Source organism: Streptomyces sp. Da 82-17 (assembly GCF_046098215.1).
Classification (GTDB): domain Bacteria; phylum Actinomycetota; class Actinomycetes; order Streptomycetales; family Streptomycetaceae; genus Streptomyces.
Genome location: NZ_JBJURH010000017.1, coordinates 43,881 through 56,053, shown reverse-complemented (window position 1 = coordinate 56,053; position 12,173 = coordinate 43,881). Strand labels below are relative to the sequence as shown.

General features: G+C 72.1%; 12 protein-coding genes. 7 read left to right on the top strand and 5 right to left on the bottom strand.

The window, feature by feature from the left end; genetic code table 11:
- Window positions 1-72: 72 nt before the first annotated feature.
- Window positions 73-900 carry an alpha/beta hydrolase family protein gene (locus ACIDOF_RS26040; RefSeq protein ID WP_409008524.1) on the bottom strand — a complete coding sequence of 276 codons (828 nt, stop codon included), beginning with the start codon at window positions 898-900 and terminating at the stop codon, window positions 73-75.
- Window positions 901-1,038: 138 nt separating this feature from the next.
- Window positions 1,039-2,562: a peptide MFS transporter gene (locus ACIDOF_RS26035; protein ID WP_409008523.1), complete on the bottom strand. Its 1,524-nt coding sequence runs from the start codon at window positions 2,560-2,562 to the stop codon at window positions 1,039-1,041.
- Window positions 2,563-3,001: 439 nt separating this feature from the next.
- Here ACIDOF_RS26035 and ACIDOF_RS26030 point away from each other — a divergent pair, with 439 nt between their 5' ends.
- Together ACIDOF_RS26030 and ACIDOF_RS26025 are read left to right on the top strand one after the other, a co-directional pair.
- Window positions 3,002-3,688: a response regulator transcription factor gene (locus tag ACIDOF_RS26030; protein ID WP_409008522.1), complete on the top strand. Its 687-nt coding sequence runs from the start codon at window positions 3,002-3,004 to the stop codon at window positions 3,686-3,688.
- Window positions 3,689-3,820: 132 nt separating this feature from the next.
- On the top strand, window positions 3,821-5,095 hold the full coding sequence (locus ACIDOF_RS26025; RefSeq protein WP_409008521.1) for an ATP-binding protein: 1,275 nt from the start codon (window positions 3,821-3,823) through the stop codon (window positions 5,093-5,095).
- Between the two features lie 23 nt (window positions 5,096-5,118).
- On the opposite strand, the gene ACIDOF_RS26020 is transcribed toward ACIDOF_RS26025, so the two are convergent.
- Window positions 5,119-5,712, bottom strand: a complete 594-nt coding sequence (locus tag ACIDOF_RS26020; RefSeq protein WP_409008520.1) for a GtrA family protein — start codon at window positions 5,710-5,712, stop codon at window positions 5,119-5,121.
- A 217-nt stretch (window positions 5,713-5,929) separates the two neighbouring features.
- On the opposite strand from ACIDOF_RS26020, the gene ACIDOF_RS26015 reads away from it, so the two are divergent.
- The 4 genes from ACIDOF_RS26015 (at window position 5,930) to ACIDOF_RS26000 (ending at window position 10,436) form a co-directional block, all read left to right on the top strand.
- Window positions 5,930-7,075, top strand: a complete 1,146-nt coding sequence (locus ACIDOF_RS26015) for a 5-(carboxyamino)imidazole ribonucleotide synthase (RefSeq protein ID WP_409008519.1) — start codon at window positions 5,930-5,932, stop codon at window positions 7,073-7,075.
- Window positions 7,072-7,623 (top strand): 5-(carboxyamino)imidazole ribonucleotide mutase, encoded by a 552-nt coding sequence (purE, locus tag ACIDOF_RS26010; protein ID WP_409008518.1) that lies wholly within the window; start codon window positions 7,072-7,074, stop codon window positions 7,621-7,623. Before ACIDOF_RS26015 ends, purE begins: the two co-directional genes overlap by 4 nt.
- Before the next feature lie 354 nt (window positions 7,624-7,977).
- On the top strand, window positions 7,978-9,168 hold the full coding sequence (locus ACIDOF_RS26005) for a dipeptidase (protein ID WP_409008517.1): 1,191 nt from the start codon (window positions 7,978-7,980) through the stop codon (window positions 9,166-9,168).
- A gap of 137 nt (window positions 9,169-9,305) precedes the next feature.
- Window positions 9,306-10,436, top strand: coding sequence for a dipeptidase (locus tag ACIDOF_RS26000; protein ID WP_409008516.1), 1,131 nt, complete (start codon window positions 9,306-9,308; stop codon window positions 10,434-10,436).
- Here the strand turns inward: ACIDOF_RS26000 and ACIDOF_RS25995 are convergent.
- Entirely contained in the window at window positions 10,433-11,104 is a 672-nt protein-coding gene (locus ACIDOF_RS25995; RefSeq protein WP_409008515.1) for a hypothetical protein, read from the bottom strand. The genes ACIDOF_RS26000 and ACIDOF_RS25995 overlap by 4 nt on opposite strands.
- 80 nt (window positions 11,105-11,184) lie before the next feature.
- The gene (locus tag ACIDOF_RS25990; RefSeq protein ID WP_409008514.1) at window positions 11,185-11,556 is read right to left on the bottom strand and encodes a VOC family protein; all 372 of its coding nucleotides are present in this window, start codon (window positions 11,554-11,556) and stop codon (window positions 11,185-11,187) included.
- A gap of 91 nt (window positions 11,557-11,647) precedes the next feature.
- On the opposite strand from ACIDOF_RS25990, the gene ACIDOF_RS25985 reads away from it, so the two are divergent.
- On the top strand, window positions 11,648-12,151 hold the full coding sequence (locus tag ACIDOF_RS25985) for a CGNR zinc finger domain-containing protein (RefSeq protein WP_409008513.1): 504 nt from the start codon (window positions 11,648-11,650) through the stop codon (window positions 12,149-12,151).
- Window positions 12,152-12,173: the final 22 nt, after the last annotated feature.

Genomic DNA, 12,173 nt, shown 5'->3' with positions numbered 1-12,173 from the left:
CGCGGGCGGGCCCGCCTCGACCGGCCGGTCCCGCCCGCGAGTTGGGCGTACGTATTCGGGCGGGGCGGAGGCTCAGGCGTGTGTGCGCAGCCAGCGCAGCACGGAGCGGCGGATGCCGGGGTCGTCCAGGAGCTTCGCCCCGTGCGCCGAGCCCGGCACGACGCGCAGCCGGGTGTCCTCGCTCCCGGCGACGCTCTGCGCGACGGACAGGTCGTGGGAGTGCGTCGACGGCACGAAGTCGTCGGCCGAGTGCAGCAGGAACAGCGGGGCGTCCTCCTCGCCGGAGGCGTGCGTACGGGCCGCCATGTCCGCCCAGCGCAGCCAGCAGCGGCGCCCCTGCCGTTCCGGGTCGCAGCCGGCGAGCCTGCGGGCCTCCCGGCGGAGCCGTCGCCGGTCCCGGTCGGCGTCGGCGCGGGCCCCGTCGACCCAGGCGCGGTACGGCGTGGCCACCGGGGAGAGGGCGACGACGCCGCGGACCCGGGACTTCCCGGCGCCGTACGTCCCGGCGACCGTGGCGATCTGGCCGCCCGCCGACGAGCCGAGGAGCAGCGGGCGGGCGCCGCCGTTGCGGTCGGCGACCCAGCGCAGGGCGGCCACGGCGTCGTCGCGCTGGGCGTCCCAGGTGGCGTCGGAGTTGAGCCGGTAGTCGGCGTCGTACACCCGGAAGCCGCGCTCGGCGAACCAGCGGGCCCAGTCGCTCCAGTCGGTGTCGTCGGCCCAGAAGCCGCCGTGCAGGATCACGAGGGCGGGCCCCTTCGTGCCGTACACGGTGATGGTCTGGCGGGGGTGCTGCCCGTACGCGTAGCCCCGTACCGCGGGACCGGGGGAGGCCTGGACGGCGACCGAGCTGCCGGAGAGCAGCGTTCCGCAGACGGCGAGGGCGAGCAGGGCGCGGCGCATGGCGTGATGCTGCCCTCCGGCCGGGTGCGGACCGACCAGAAACGGCGGAGGGCCACCGCACCGAGTGGTGCGGCGGCCCTCCGTTCGACCCAGTGGGCGGTCCGATTCGAACCGGCCGCCCTCATCGGGGGACGGGCGTCAGCGGACGTTGCCCATCAGTGCGATGACCTTCTTGCGGTACGTGAAGATCCCGAGACCGGCGAGGCAGGCCACGGCCGCCTCGGCGGCGACCACCGGCCAGGTGTTGAGGTCGACGCCGCCGATGGACAGGAGGCTCATCACGGAGTCACCGGCGGTGACGGCGAGGAACCAGACACCCATCATCTGCGAGGCGTACTTGGCCGGGGCCAGCTTCGTGGTCACGGACAGGCCGACCGGGGAGAGGCAGAGCTCACCGATGGTCTGCGCCAGGTAGATGGAGACCAGCCACATCGGGCTGACCTTCGTACCGTCGCCGGCCATCAGCATCGGCACGACGAAGATGAAGAACGAGACGCCGATCAGCCACAGGGCCATGGCGAACTTGACCGTGGTGCTGGGCTCCTGGTTCTTACGGGCCAGCCACAGCCACACCCAGGCCAGGACCGGGGCGAGCGCCATCACGAACAGCGGGTTCAGCGACTGGAACCAGGTGGCCGGGAAGTCGATGCCGAAGACCTGGCCGGAGGTGGAGCCCTTGCCGAAGACGGAGAGCGTCGAGCCCGCCTGGTCGAAGATCATCCAGAAGATCGCGGCGACGGCGAAGAACCAGATGTAGCCGCTCATCTTGGACTGCTCGGTGGTCGTCAGCTCCTTGTCGCGCTTGATGCGGACGAGGACGGCGATCGGGATGATCAGGCCGATGAGCGCGAGCGGGACCAGCGCCCAGTTCAGGGTGAACGCGCCGAGCGCCACGACTCCGCCGTAGAAGACGGCGGCGACGACGACCGCGATCAGGGACTTCAGCAGGACGCCCTTGCGCTCCGCCGGGGTCAGCGGGTTCGGGACCTCGCTGCTGCGCGGGTTGAGGTGCTTGGTGCCGAGCAGGAACTGGATCAGGCCGAGCGCCATGCCGACGCCGGCGAGCGCGAAGCCGACGTGCCAGTTGACGGTCTCGCCGACGGTGCCGATGACCAGCGGGGCCACGAAGCCGCCGATGTTGATCGACATGTAGAAGACGGTGAAGCCGCCGTCCCGGCGCGGGTCGTCCGGGCCGTCGTAGAGCTGGCCGACCATCGTCGAGATGTTGGCCTTCAGCAGACCGGAACCGGCCGCGACGAGCGCCATGCCGACGAAGAACATCGCCTGGCCGGGCAGCGCGAGCGTGAGGTGACCGGCGATGATCACGACGCTGGCGATCGTGACGGTCTTGCGCGGACCCCAGACCCGGTCGCCGAACCAGCCGCCGGGCATGGCGAGCAGGTACACCATCGCCAGGTACACGCCGTAGATAGCCGTCGCCGTGGCCATCGTCATGGCGAGGCCGCCGCCGTGGATGCCTTCCTTGCTGCCGTCGGCACCGCCCGAGATCAGGTAGTACACGAGGAGAGCCCTCATGCCGTAGAAGCTGAAGCGCTCCCACATCTCGGTCATGAAGAGAGTGGCCAGGCCGCGGGGGTGGCCGAAGAAGGTCTTCTCGGCGCCGGGGGTACCGGCCGAGTCCTTCGTCAGGCTGGACGCCATGGGTGTTCCTTCTACGCTCGGGGAAGCGCCGCGCAAGCGCACGCGCGCCCGGGTGGGGGTGGCCGGCACAGCGCGCGGTGGCGCGGGAGACGGCTAACGGTCAATCACTAGCTGGATCACTAGCTGGAGACTGAACAGTCAGTGCCCGTACACCGCGGTTCAGGGGCGGAGCGGAACTCCGGAATTTCCGCAATGTACGCAAGGGCGTTGACACTCCATTACGGCATCTTAAAGCGGGCTATGTGAAGACCTTGAGAGATGGATCACAGGGATCGATGGAACCATGCCCGCGAATTCGAAGGTAATGCGTGGACTTTCCGCCCATAGCCGCAGGGCCGTAAGTCCCGGCCCCGCCCGCCCTTGGTCCCGCCGCCCCGGCCGTGGCCCGATCCACCCGATCCGCCCAAGTCGGCGCTGTGGCGCGGATTACCATCACTGCATGACCCGTGTACTGCTCGCCGAGGACGACGCATCCATCTCGGAACCACTGGCCCGCGCCCTGCGCCGCGAGGGGTACGAGGTGGAGGTGCGGGAGGACGGGCCGACCGCCCTCGAGGCCGGGCTCCAGAACGGCTCCGACGGCGTCGACCTGGTGGTCCTTGACCTCGGCCTGCCCGGCATGGACGGTCTGGAGGTGGCCCGCCGGCTGCGCGCCGAGGGGCACACGATCCCGATCCTGATCCTCACCGCCCGCGCGGACGAGGTGGACACGGTGGTCGGCCTGGACGCCGGCGCCGACGACTACGTGACGAAGCCGTTCCGCCTCGCCGAGCTCCTCGCCCGGGTGCGGGCCCTGCTCCGCCGCGGCGCCGCCGAGCCCGTCCAGGCCCCGGCCACGCACGGCGTCCGCATCGACGTCGAGTCGCACCGCGCCTGGATGGGCGAGGAGGAACTGCAGCTCACGGCGAAGGAATTCGACCTCCTGCGCGTCCTGGTCCGGGACGCGGGCCGGGTCGTCACCCGCGACCAGCTGATGCGCGAGGTCTGGGACACGACGTGGTGGTCGTCCACGAAGACCCTCGACATGCACATCTCCTGGCTCCGCAAGAAACTCGGCGACGACGCGGCGAACCCGAGGTACATCGCGACGGTCCGCGGGGTGGGCTTCCGCTTCGAGAAGAGCTGAGCCTCATCGGGTACGGGGGTTCCCACTGGAGCCCGTCCGGCGATTGAGGACGAGGCCGCAGGCCGATCGACGGCGCCCACGTCAAGGGCAACCAGAACACCCCCGTAAGACACCGCACCCCCCGGAGAGAACATGCGGCGCCGTCTGATCAACTCCACCCTCGCCGTGGTCCTCGTCGTGATCGCCGTCTTCGGGGTCTCCCTGGTGATCGTCGAGACCCGCACCATCACCGCCGGCGCCCAGGAGCGCGTCGAGTCCGAGGCGGGCCGGCTCGTCGCGATCGTCGACAGCCGCCTGATGGCCGCCGACCGCATCACCGAAGGCGTACTCCAGGACCAGGTCGGCACCGAGCGGTACGCGCGCATCGAGATCCCGGAGCGCGCCCCCATCGAGATCGGCTCCAAGCCCGCGGGCGACGTCATCCAGGCCACCGCCACCGGCGAACAGGGCGAGACCGTGACCGTCCAGGAGCCCCGCTCCGCCGTGACCGGCGAGGTCGGCCGCACCATGCTCATGATCGGCCTGGTCGCCCTGCTCGCCGTGATCGCCGCCGTACTCCTCGCCCTGCGCCAGGCCAACCGGCTCGCCTCCCCGCTCACCGACCTCGCCCAGACCGCCGAACGCCTCGGCTCCGGCGACCCGCGCCCCCGGCACCGGCGGTACGGAGTGCCCGAACTCGACCGCGTCGCGGACGTGCTCGACAGCTCGGCCGAGCGGATCGCGCGGATGCTCACCGCCGAACGCCGGCTCGCCGCGGACGCCTCCCACCAGCTGCGCACCCCGCTGACCGCGCTGTCCATGCGTCTGGAGGAGATCACGCTCACCGACGACCCGGAGACGGTCAAGGAGGAGGCGACGATCGCGCTGGCGCAGGTCGAGCGCCTCACCGACGTCGTCGAGCGGCTGCTCACCAACTCCCGCGACCCGCGCACCGGCTCCGCCGTCACCTTCGACCTGGACGAAGTCGTCACCCAGCAGATCGCCGAGTGGCTGCCCGCCTACCGCAGCGCCGGCCGCGCCCTCGTCCGCTCCGGCAAACAGCACCTGATGGCGACCGGCACGCCCGGCGCGGTCGCGCAGGTGCTGGCCGCGCTGATCGAGAACTCGCTGATGCACGGCGGCGGCACCGTCGCCCTGCGCACCCGCGTCACCGGCAACCAGGTCGTCATCGAGGTGACCGACGAGGGCCCCGGCGTCCCGCCCGAGCTCGGCGCGCGGATCTTCGAGCGCACCATCAGCGGCCGCAACTCCACCGGCATCGGCCTCGCCGTGGCCCGCGACCTCGCCGAGGCGGACGGCGGACGCCTGGAGATGCTGCAGCAGAAGCCGCCGGTCTTCGGCCTGTTCCTGTCCCGCTCCCGCCCCGAGCCCGGCGACCGCGCGGAACACGAGCCGACGGTCCGCTGAACCCCGGCAGGGCCCCTACGGGTTCAGTTGACCCGCTGGTGATGCCGCCGCTGCTCCCGCTCCAGATGCCGCACACCCGTGCTCCCCGACGGGACGGGCGCGCCGCCCGACCCGCTCCTGGCCGACGGCGCCGGGGCGCTCTCCGACCTCAGGAACGATTCGGCATGCGCCACCGTCTCCCGGGCGGGCAGCGCCTTGAACACCCAGGTGCGGTACGACCAGAAGCGGAACAGCGTCGCGATGCCGATGCCGAGGAACTTGAAGACGTTGCTCTGCAGCCGGCTGTCCCAGCCGAACCCGTACGTCGCCGCGTAGAGCACGCCGTTCTCGATCACCAGGCCGACCACGGAGAACAGCAGGAAGAGCGTCATCTCCTTCGTACGACCGCTCTTGTCCCGGTCCCGGTACGTGAAGTAGCGGAAGCCGATGTAGTTGCAGCCGATCGCGACGACCGTGGCGATGATCGAGGCCCGGACCACCGGGATCTCCGTGGTGTTGCGCACGAGGTTGAACACCCCGAGGTTCACCAGCGTGCCGATCCCGCCCACCACGCCGAACTTGGCGATCTCTCGGATGAGCTGATCCAGTCGCACGCGCAGCGCGCCCCGCTCACTCATGGTGACGCTCAGCCCCGTCCGTTCGGTGGTCGGCCTCTCGGATAACGCGTTCATGCTAACCAGCGCGCCCATCCGGTGCCCGGCCTGTGGACAACCCGCGCACACGGTGTGACGCGCGTAGCCCTTCCGCCGCAGGCCGAGCGGGCCCCGCTGCTGTGAGATGTGACGCAGGACTCGTGGCTCTCTACGTATCTCGGGGCCCCTTACTCTGGAGGATGTGACGTTCCCCGTAGTCGGCATGGTCGGCGGTGGGCAGCTCGCGCGCATGACGCACGAAGCAGGCATCCCGCTCGGCATCAGGTTCAAGCTCCTCAGTGACACTCCCCAGGACTCGGCGGCCCAGGTCGTGAGCGATGTCGTGATCGGCGACTATCGCGATCTGGACACGCTGCGCGAGTTCGCGCGCGGCTGTGACGTGATCACCTTCGATCACGAGCACGTCCCCACCGAGCATCTGCGCGCCCTGGAGGCGGACGGCATTCCCGTGCGCCCCGGCCCCGATGCGCTGGTGCACGCCCAGGACAAGGGCGTGATGCGGGCGAGGCTCGACGCGCTCGGCGCCCCGTGCCCGCGCCATCGCATCGTGAGCGATCCGCAGGACGCGGTCGCGTTCGCGGAGGAGGGCGAGGGTTTCCCCGTCATCCTCAAGACGGTGCGCGGCGGGTACGACGGCAAGGGCGTGTGGTTCGTGCGCTCCGCCGACGACGCGGCGCTCGCCGAGCCGTTCAAGGCCGGCGTCCCGGTCCTCGCCGAGGAGAAGGTCGCGTTCGTGCGCGAGCTCGCGGCCAACGTGGTCCGCTCGCCGCACGGCCAGGCCGTCGCGTACCCGGTGGTCGAGTCCCAGCAGGTCGACGGCGTCTGCGACACGGTCATCGCGCCCGCGCCCGGCCTCTCCGAGGAGCTGGCGGGCCGCGCCCAGGAGCTGGCCCTGCGGATCGCGGACGAGCTCGGCGTGGTCGGCCACCTCGCGGTCGAGCTCTTCGAGACCGAGGACGGCCGCATCCTCGTCAACGAACTCGCCATGCGGCCGCACAACTCCGGGCACTGGACCCAGGACGGCGCGGTCACCTCGCAGTTCGCCAACCATGTGCGCGCGGTCCTCGACCTGCCGCTCGGCGACCCGCGCCCCCGCGCGCAGTGGACGGTCATGGCGAACGTCCTCGGCGGCGACTACCCGGACATGTACCAGGCGTACCTGCACTGCATGGCCCGCGACCCGCAGCTCAAGATCCACATGTACGGCAAGGACGTGAAGCCCGGCCGCAAGGTGGGCCACGTCAACACCTACGGCGACGACCTGGACGACGTGCTGGAGCGCGCCCGTCACGCAGCCGGCTACCTCAGGGGAACGATCACCGAATGAGCACGTCCACGGACAGGACCGCGGTTCAGCCCGTCGTAGGCATCGTCATGGGCTCCGACTCCGACTGGCCGGTCATGGAGAACGCCGCGAAGGCCCTCGACGAGTTCGAGATCCCCTACGAGGTCGACGTGGTCTCCGCGCACCGCATGCCGCGCGAGATGGTCGCGTACGGCGAGAACGCGGCCGAGCGCGGACTCAAGGCGATCATCGCCGGCGCGGGCGGCGCGGCCCATCTGCCCGGCATGCTCGCCTCGGTGACGCCGCTGCCGGTCATCGGCGTGCCGGTGCCGCTGAAGTACCTGGACGGCATGGACTCGCTGCTGTCCATTGTGCAGATGCCCGCGGGCGTGCCGGTGGCGACGGTCTCGGTCGGCGGCGCGCGCAACGCGGGCCTCCTCGCGGCCCGCATCCTCGCCGCGCACGACGCCGAACTCCTCGGCCGCATGCGGGAGTTCCAGCAGGAGCTGAACGACCAGGCGACGGAGAAGGGCAAGCGGCTGCGGGCAAAGGTCGAGGGCGCGAACTCGGGCTTCGGCTTCGCGCAGTAGCCCTGCCGGTTCTGCCCTCGCACCTGCTTCGGCCTGCGGCCTCGCGTCCTCAAATCGCCGGACGGGCTCCATCCCGGTCGTTCATTCGTCTGCGGCGCCGTCGTGGTCGCTCGCGCAGTTCCCCGCGCCCCTATCGGGGCACGTCCCCTCCCCGCCCCCGCTGTGGGCAGGCGGGGCGAGTACGGAGTCCCACCCGCCCCCGCTGTGGGCAGGCGTTCCGCAGGGCGGAACGGGTGGGCACAGCGCCACGACGGCGGGAAAGCCGAACGACGAACCCCGGGAGCCCCTCCGGCGTTTGAGGAGCGGGGGCTTCGGGGGCGGAGCCCCCGTGACGGTGCGGGGACAATGGCCCGCATGGCTACCGATCACCTGCACGACGCGCGAGCGCTCCTCACCGAGTTCCCCGTCGCCGACGGCCACAACGACCTCCCCTGGGCCCTGCGCGAGAAGGCCCGGTACGACATCGACCGGCTGGACATCGCCGCCGACCAGACCGGCCGCCTGCACACCGACCTCGCCCGCCTCCGCGCCGGCGGCGTCGGCGCGCAGTTCTGGTCGGTGTACGTACGCACCGACCTGACCGGCGACTCTGCGGTCAGCGCGACACTCGAACAGATCGACTGCGTACGCCAGTTGCTCGACCGGCACCCGGGCGAGCTGCGCCGCGCCCTGACCGCCGCCGACATGGAGGCGGCACGCGCCGAGGGCCGGATCGCCTCCCTGATGGGCGCCGAGGGCGGCCACTCCATCAACAACTCGCTGGCCACGCTGCGCGCCCTGCACACCCTCGGCGTCCGCTACATGACGCTCACCCACAACGACAACATCGCCTGGGCGGACTCGGCCACGGACGAGCCGGGCGTCGGCGGCCTCTCGCCCTTCGGCCACGAGGTCGTACGCGAGATGAACCGCATCGGCATGCTCGTCGACCTGTCGCACGTCGCGGCGACGACGATGCGCGCGGCCCTCGACACCTCCGAGGCGCCGGTGATCTTCTCGCACTCCTCGGCCCGCGCGGTCTGCGACCACCCGCGGAACATCCCGGACGACGTCCTGGAGCGGCTGCCCGGCAACGGCGGCGTCGCGATGGCCACGTTCGTGCCGAAGTTCGTGCTGCAGGCGGCGGTGGACTGGACGGCCGCCGCGGACGACAACATGCGGGCGCACGGCTTCCACCACCTGGACACCACGTCCGAGGCGATGAAGGTGCACGAGGCCTTCGAAGCGGCCAACCCCCGCCCCGTCGCGACGACTTCGACGGTCGCCGACCATCTGGACCACATGCGCGAGGTCGCCGGTATCGACCACATCGGCATCGGCGGCGACTACGACGGCACGGCCTTCACCCCGGACGGCCTCGACGACGTGTCCGGCTACCCGAACCTGATCGCCGAGCTGCTCTCCCGCGGCTGGTCGCGCCCCGACCTCGCCAAGCTGACCTGGCAGAACGCGGTACGGGTGCTCGGCGCGGCCGAGGACGTCGCCCGGGACCTGGGCGCGCGCCGCGGCCCGTCCGTCGCGACCCTCGACCAGCTGGACGGCTGACCCGCGCACCGGAGCCGTACGGGGGACGTGTCCGCACCCCGGCGTGTCCCCCGTACGGCCCACACCGCCGAGACCCGGACCTGGTCCCGTGCCACGGTTGGCGTACAGATCGCAGTACCAGCCGACCGGAGCTCCACATGGCCGAACTTCAGGACGACGACGACATCCCGCTCGTATCCGGGGGCGCGAGCGAACGCGCCGACGAGGAGGCGGACGACCACAGACCCGGCGCGCGGCCGCCCGAGGAGCGGGCCCGCGCGCTGCTCACCGCCCACCCCGTCGCCGACGGCCACAGCGGGCTGCCCTGGGCGCTGTCCCGACTGCCCTGGTACGACCTGGAGTTGGGCGACACCGCGCTGCAGACCGACCTGCCGCGGCTGCGCGAAGGCGCGGTCGGCGCGATGTTCTGGTCGCTGCGGCTGCCCCCGGAGTACGCGGGCGACCGCGCCGTCAGCGCCACCCTCGCCCTGATCGACCTCGCCGAGTGCGTGGTGCGCGCCCACCCCGAGGGGCTGCGGCTCGCGCACACCGCCTCGCACACCGCCGACGCCCGCGCGCACGGGCGGATCGCCTGCCTGCTCGGCCCGGCGGCCGCCGCCGCGATCGACGACTCCCTCGGCACGCTGCGCGCCCTGCACAAGCTCGGCGTCCGCAGCCTCACGCTGTCCGGCACCCGCTGGGCGGGGGAGCGGGGCCTCACCCGCTTCGGCGAGGAAGTGGTCCGCGAGATGAACCGCCTCGGCGTCCTCGCCGACCTCAGCGGCAGCTCGCCCGAGACGGTCCGGAACACCCTGGCCGTCTCCAAGGCCCCCGTGCTGTTCTCCCGCTCGGCGGCCCACGCGCTCACCCCGCACCCGGACAACGTGCCCGACGACCTGCTCGCCGCCCTGGGCACCCACAACGGCCTGTGCCTGGTGCCCTGCACGGCCGCGCAGACCGGGCCCGGCCTGCGGGACGTGGCGGACCATCTCGACCATGTGCGCCGCGTGGCGGGCCCGGAGTGCGTCGGCATCTCCGGGATGTACGACACCGAGAGCGCGCTGCCGGACGGGCTGCACGACACGTCCCGCTACCCGCAGCTGATCGCCGAGCTCCTGGACCGCGGCTGGTCCGAGTCCGACCTGTCCCTCCTCACCTGGGGCAACGTCCAACGCGTGCTGCGCGAGGCCGACTTCACGGCGAAGGCCGCCCAGATCCGCCGCGCCCCGTCGACGGCGACCCTGGAGCGGCTCGACGGCGAGCGGACGGCGGGGGCGGTGACCGGCTAGTCCGCCGCCGGGCCCAGTGCCTCCCGCCCCTCGCCGGGCGCCGTCAGGGCGAGCCAGCCGTGGCCGCGCAGGGCGGTGTGGGGCCCGATCGCCGACGGGTCGAGGGAGAGGCGGGCGCAGGCCTCCGTCACACCGGCCTCTCCGGGCGGCCCCGGGACCTCGTCGTCGGCATCGTCGTCGTCCGCATCGCCGGAATCGAACTCGCCGCCTCCCTCCGTGAGTTGCTCCCAGGGCAGCGGGCGGCCGACCCACTCCGGGTCGCTGTCGAGCGCGTACCGCCGTCGTATGCGGCCGTGCTCGGCGACGACCCAGAGGTCGGAGCCGCCCGCCTCGTCCTCGTAGAACATCTGGGCCTCGCCGCAGTGCGCGCTGAGCCGTCGCACCGTCGCCATCCAGTCGTCCCAGTCGTCGCCGATCGCGCTGTCCAGGTTGCCGAACACCAGCCGCCAGCCGTCCAGTTCGGGCGTGACGAACACCGGCAGCGCCCCGCCGCGCCACGACCGGTCCTCGACGTCCGCGCCCTCGTCGAGCGTCACCGGGACCCGCTCGTGCAGCCCGAGGGCGGTGAATATCCCCTCGTACGCGGCGCCGGGCACGGCGAACCACCAGCCGCGCGGGTCGAGCGGGAAGGGTGCGTCGGGGCGTGCGACGGGGCTGCTCTCGGTCATGCCGAAACCCTAACTACCGCCACTGACAACGCCGTTCACCTGCCGGGATGCACCTCGGGCCCGCCCCCGGCCCCCTCCGCTCAGCCGGAGCAGAGGCAGAACGGGTGGCCCGCCGGGTCCGCGTAGACGCGCCAGCTGCGGGTGCGGTCGGCCGCGTCCAGGACCGTCGCGCCGAGGGCGAGCACCTGTTCCTCCGCCGCGTCCAGGTCGTCCACCGTCAGGTCGAGGTGGAACTGCTGCGCGCCGTCCGGCGAGGGGAACTTCGGCGGCACGTGGCCGGGGGAGGCCTGGAAGGCGAGGGTGCTGCCGCCGTGGCCCTCCAGGTCGACCCACACGTCCTCGCCGTCCCGCTGCTCCCTCGTCGTGCCCCCGAGGATCGCCGCGTAGAACTCGGCCAGGGCCAGGGGATCGCGACAGTCGAGGACGACGGAGCCGAGCTTTCCGATGGGCATGGTCGATCCCTCCGTAGACGGGGTTACCGATACAGGACTTCAACCGGTAACGGTTACCTCATGGTCCCGCATAGGGAGTAACGTCGCAACCATGAACGAGCAGGCGTCCCCACCCGGAGAGCTGGCGTTCGTGGCGGCCCTGGTCAACACGCTCGACGTGGAGAGCGGGCGTGACGCCCTGGACACCGCCGAGGGCCGCGCGGAGTTCGGTGTGCCCGAGCGGGAGGTCGACGACGCGAAGGAGTTGCGCGAGGCGCTGCGCGTCGCGTGCCTGGCGCACGCGGGCCATGCCCCGCACCGCACGGTCCGCCCGCTGTCCCAACTCCTCGCCGCCGCCCCGCTGTTGGTGACGGTCGACGCCTCCGGCGCGGCCGGGCTGCGGCCCGCCGACCCGGCCCCGCTCGCCGCCCGCGTCGCGTACGCGATCGCCGAGGCGACGGCGGCCGGCACCTGGCTCCGGCTCAAGGCCTGCGAGGCCGAGGACTGCCGGTGGGCGTACTACGACCGCAGCCCCGCGGCCCGCCGCCGCTGGTGCTCGATGCAGGTGTGCGGGGCGCGCGCGAAGATGCGTGCGTATCGGAGCCGCAGCAGGTGAACCGGGGCCGCGTGTGCCCTCG

Coding starts and splice junctions, on each gene's coding strand:
- ACIDOF_RS26040 (WP_409008524.1), bottom strand. CDS start 900: ATGCGCCGCGCCCTGCTCGCCCTCGCCGTCTGCGGAACGCTGCTCTCC.
- ACIDOF_RS26035 (WP_409008523.1), bottom strand. CDS start 2,562: ATGGCGTCCAGCCTGACGAAGGACTCGGCCGGTACCCCCGGCGCCGAG.
- ACIDOF_RS26030 (WP_409008522.1), top strand. CDS start 3,002: ATGACCCGTGTACTGCTCGCCGAGGACGACGCATCCATCTCGGAACCA.
- ACIDOF_RS26025 (WP_409008521.1), top strand. CDS start 3,821: ATGCGGCGCCGTCTGATCAACTCCACCCTCGCCGTGGTCCTCGTCGTG.
- ACIDOF_RS26020 (WP_409008520.1), bottom strand. CDS start 5,712: ATGAGTGAGCGGGGCGCGCTGCGCGTGCGACTGGATCAGCTCATCCGA.
- purE (WP_409008518.1), top strand. CDS start 7,072: ATGAGCACGTCCACGGACAGGACCGCGGTTCAGCCCGTCGTAGGCATC.
- ACIDOF_RS26005 (WP_409008517.1), top strand. CDS start 7,978: ATGGCTACCGATCACCTGCACGACGCGCGAGCGCTCCTCACCGAGTTC.
- ACIDOF_RS26000 (WP_409008516.1), top strand. CDS start 9,306: ATGGCCGAACTTCAGGACGACGACGACATCCCGCTCGTATCCGGGGGC.
- ACIDOF_RS25995 (WP_409008515.1), bottom strand. CDS start 11,104: ATGACCGAGAGCAGCCCCGTCGCACGCCCCGACGCACCCTTCCCGCTC.
- ACIDOF_RS25990 (WP_409008514.1), bottom strand. CDS start 11,556: ATGCCCATCGGAAAGCTCGGCTCCGTCGTCCTCGACTGTCGCGATCCC.
- ACIDOF_RS25985 (WP_409008513.1), top strand. CDS start 11,648: ATGAACGAGCAGGCGTCCCCACCCGGAGAGCTGGCGTTCGTGGCGGCC.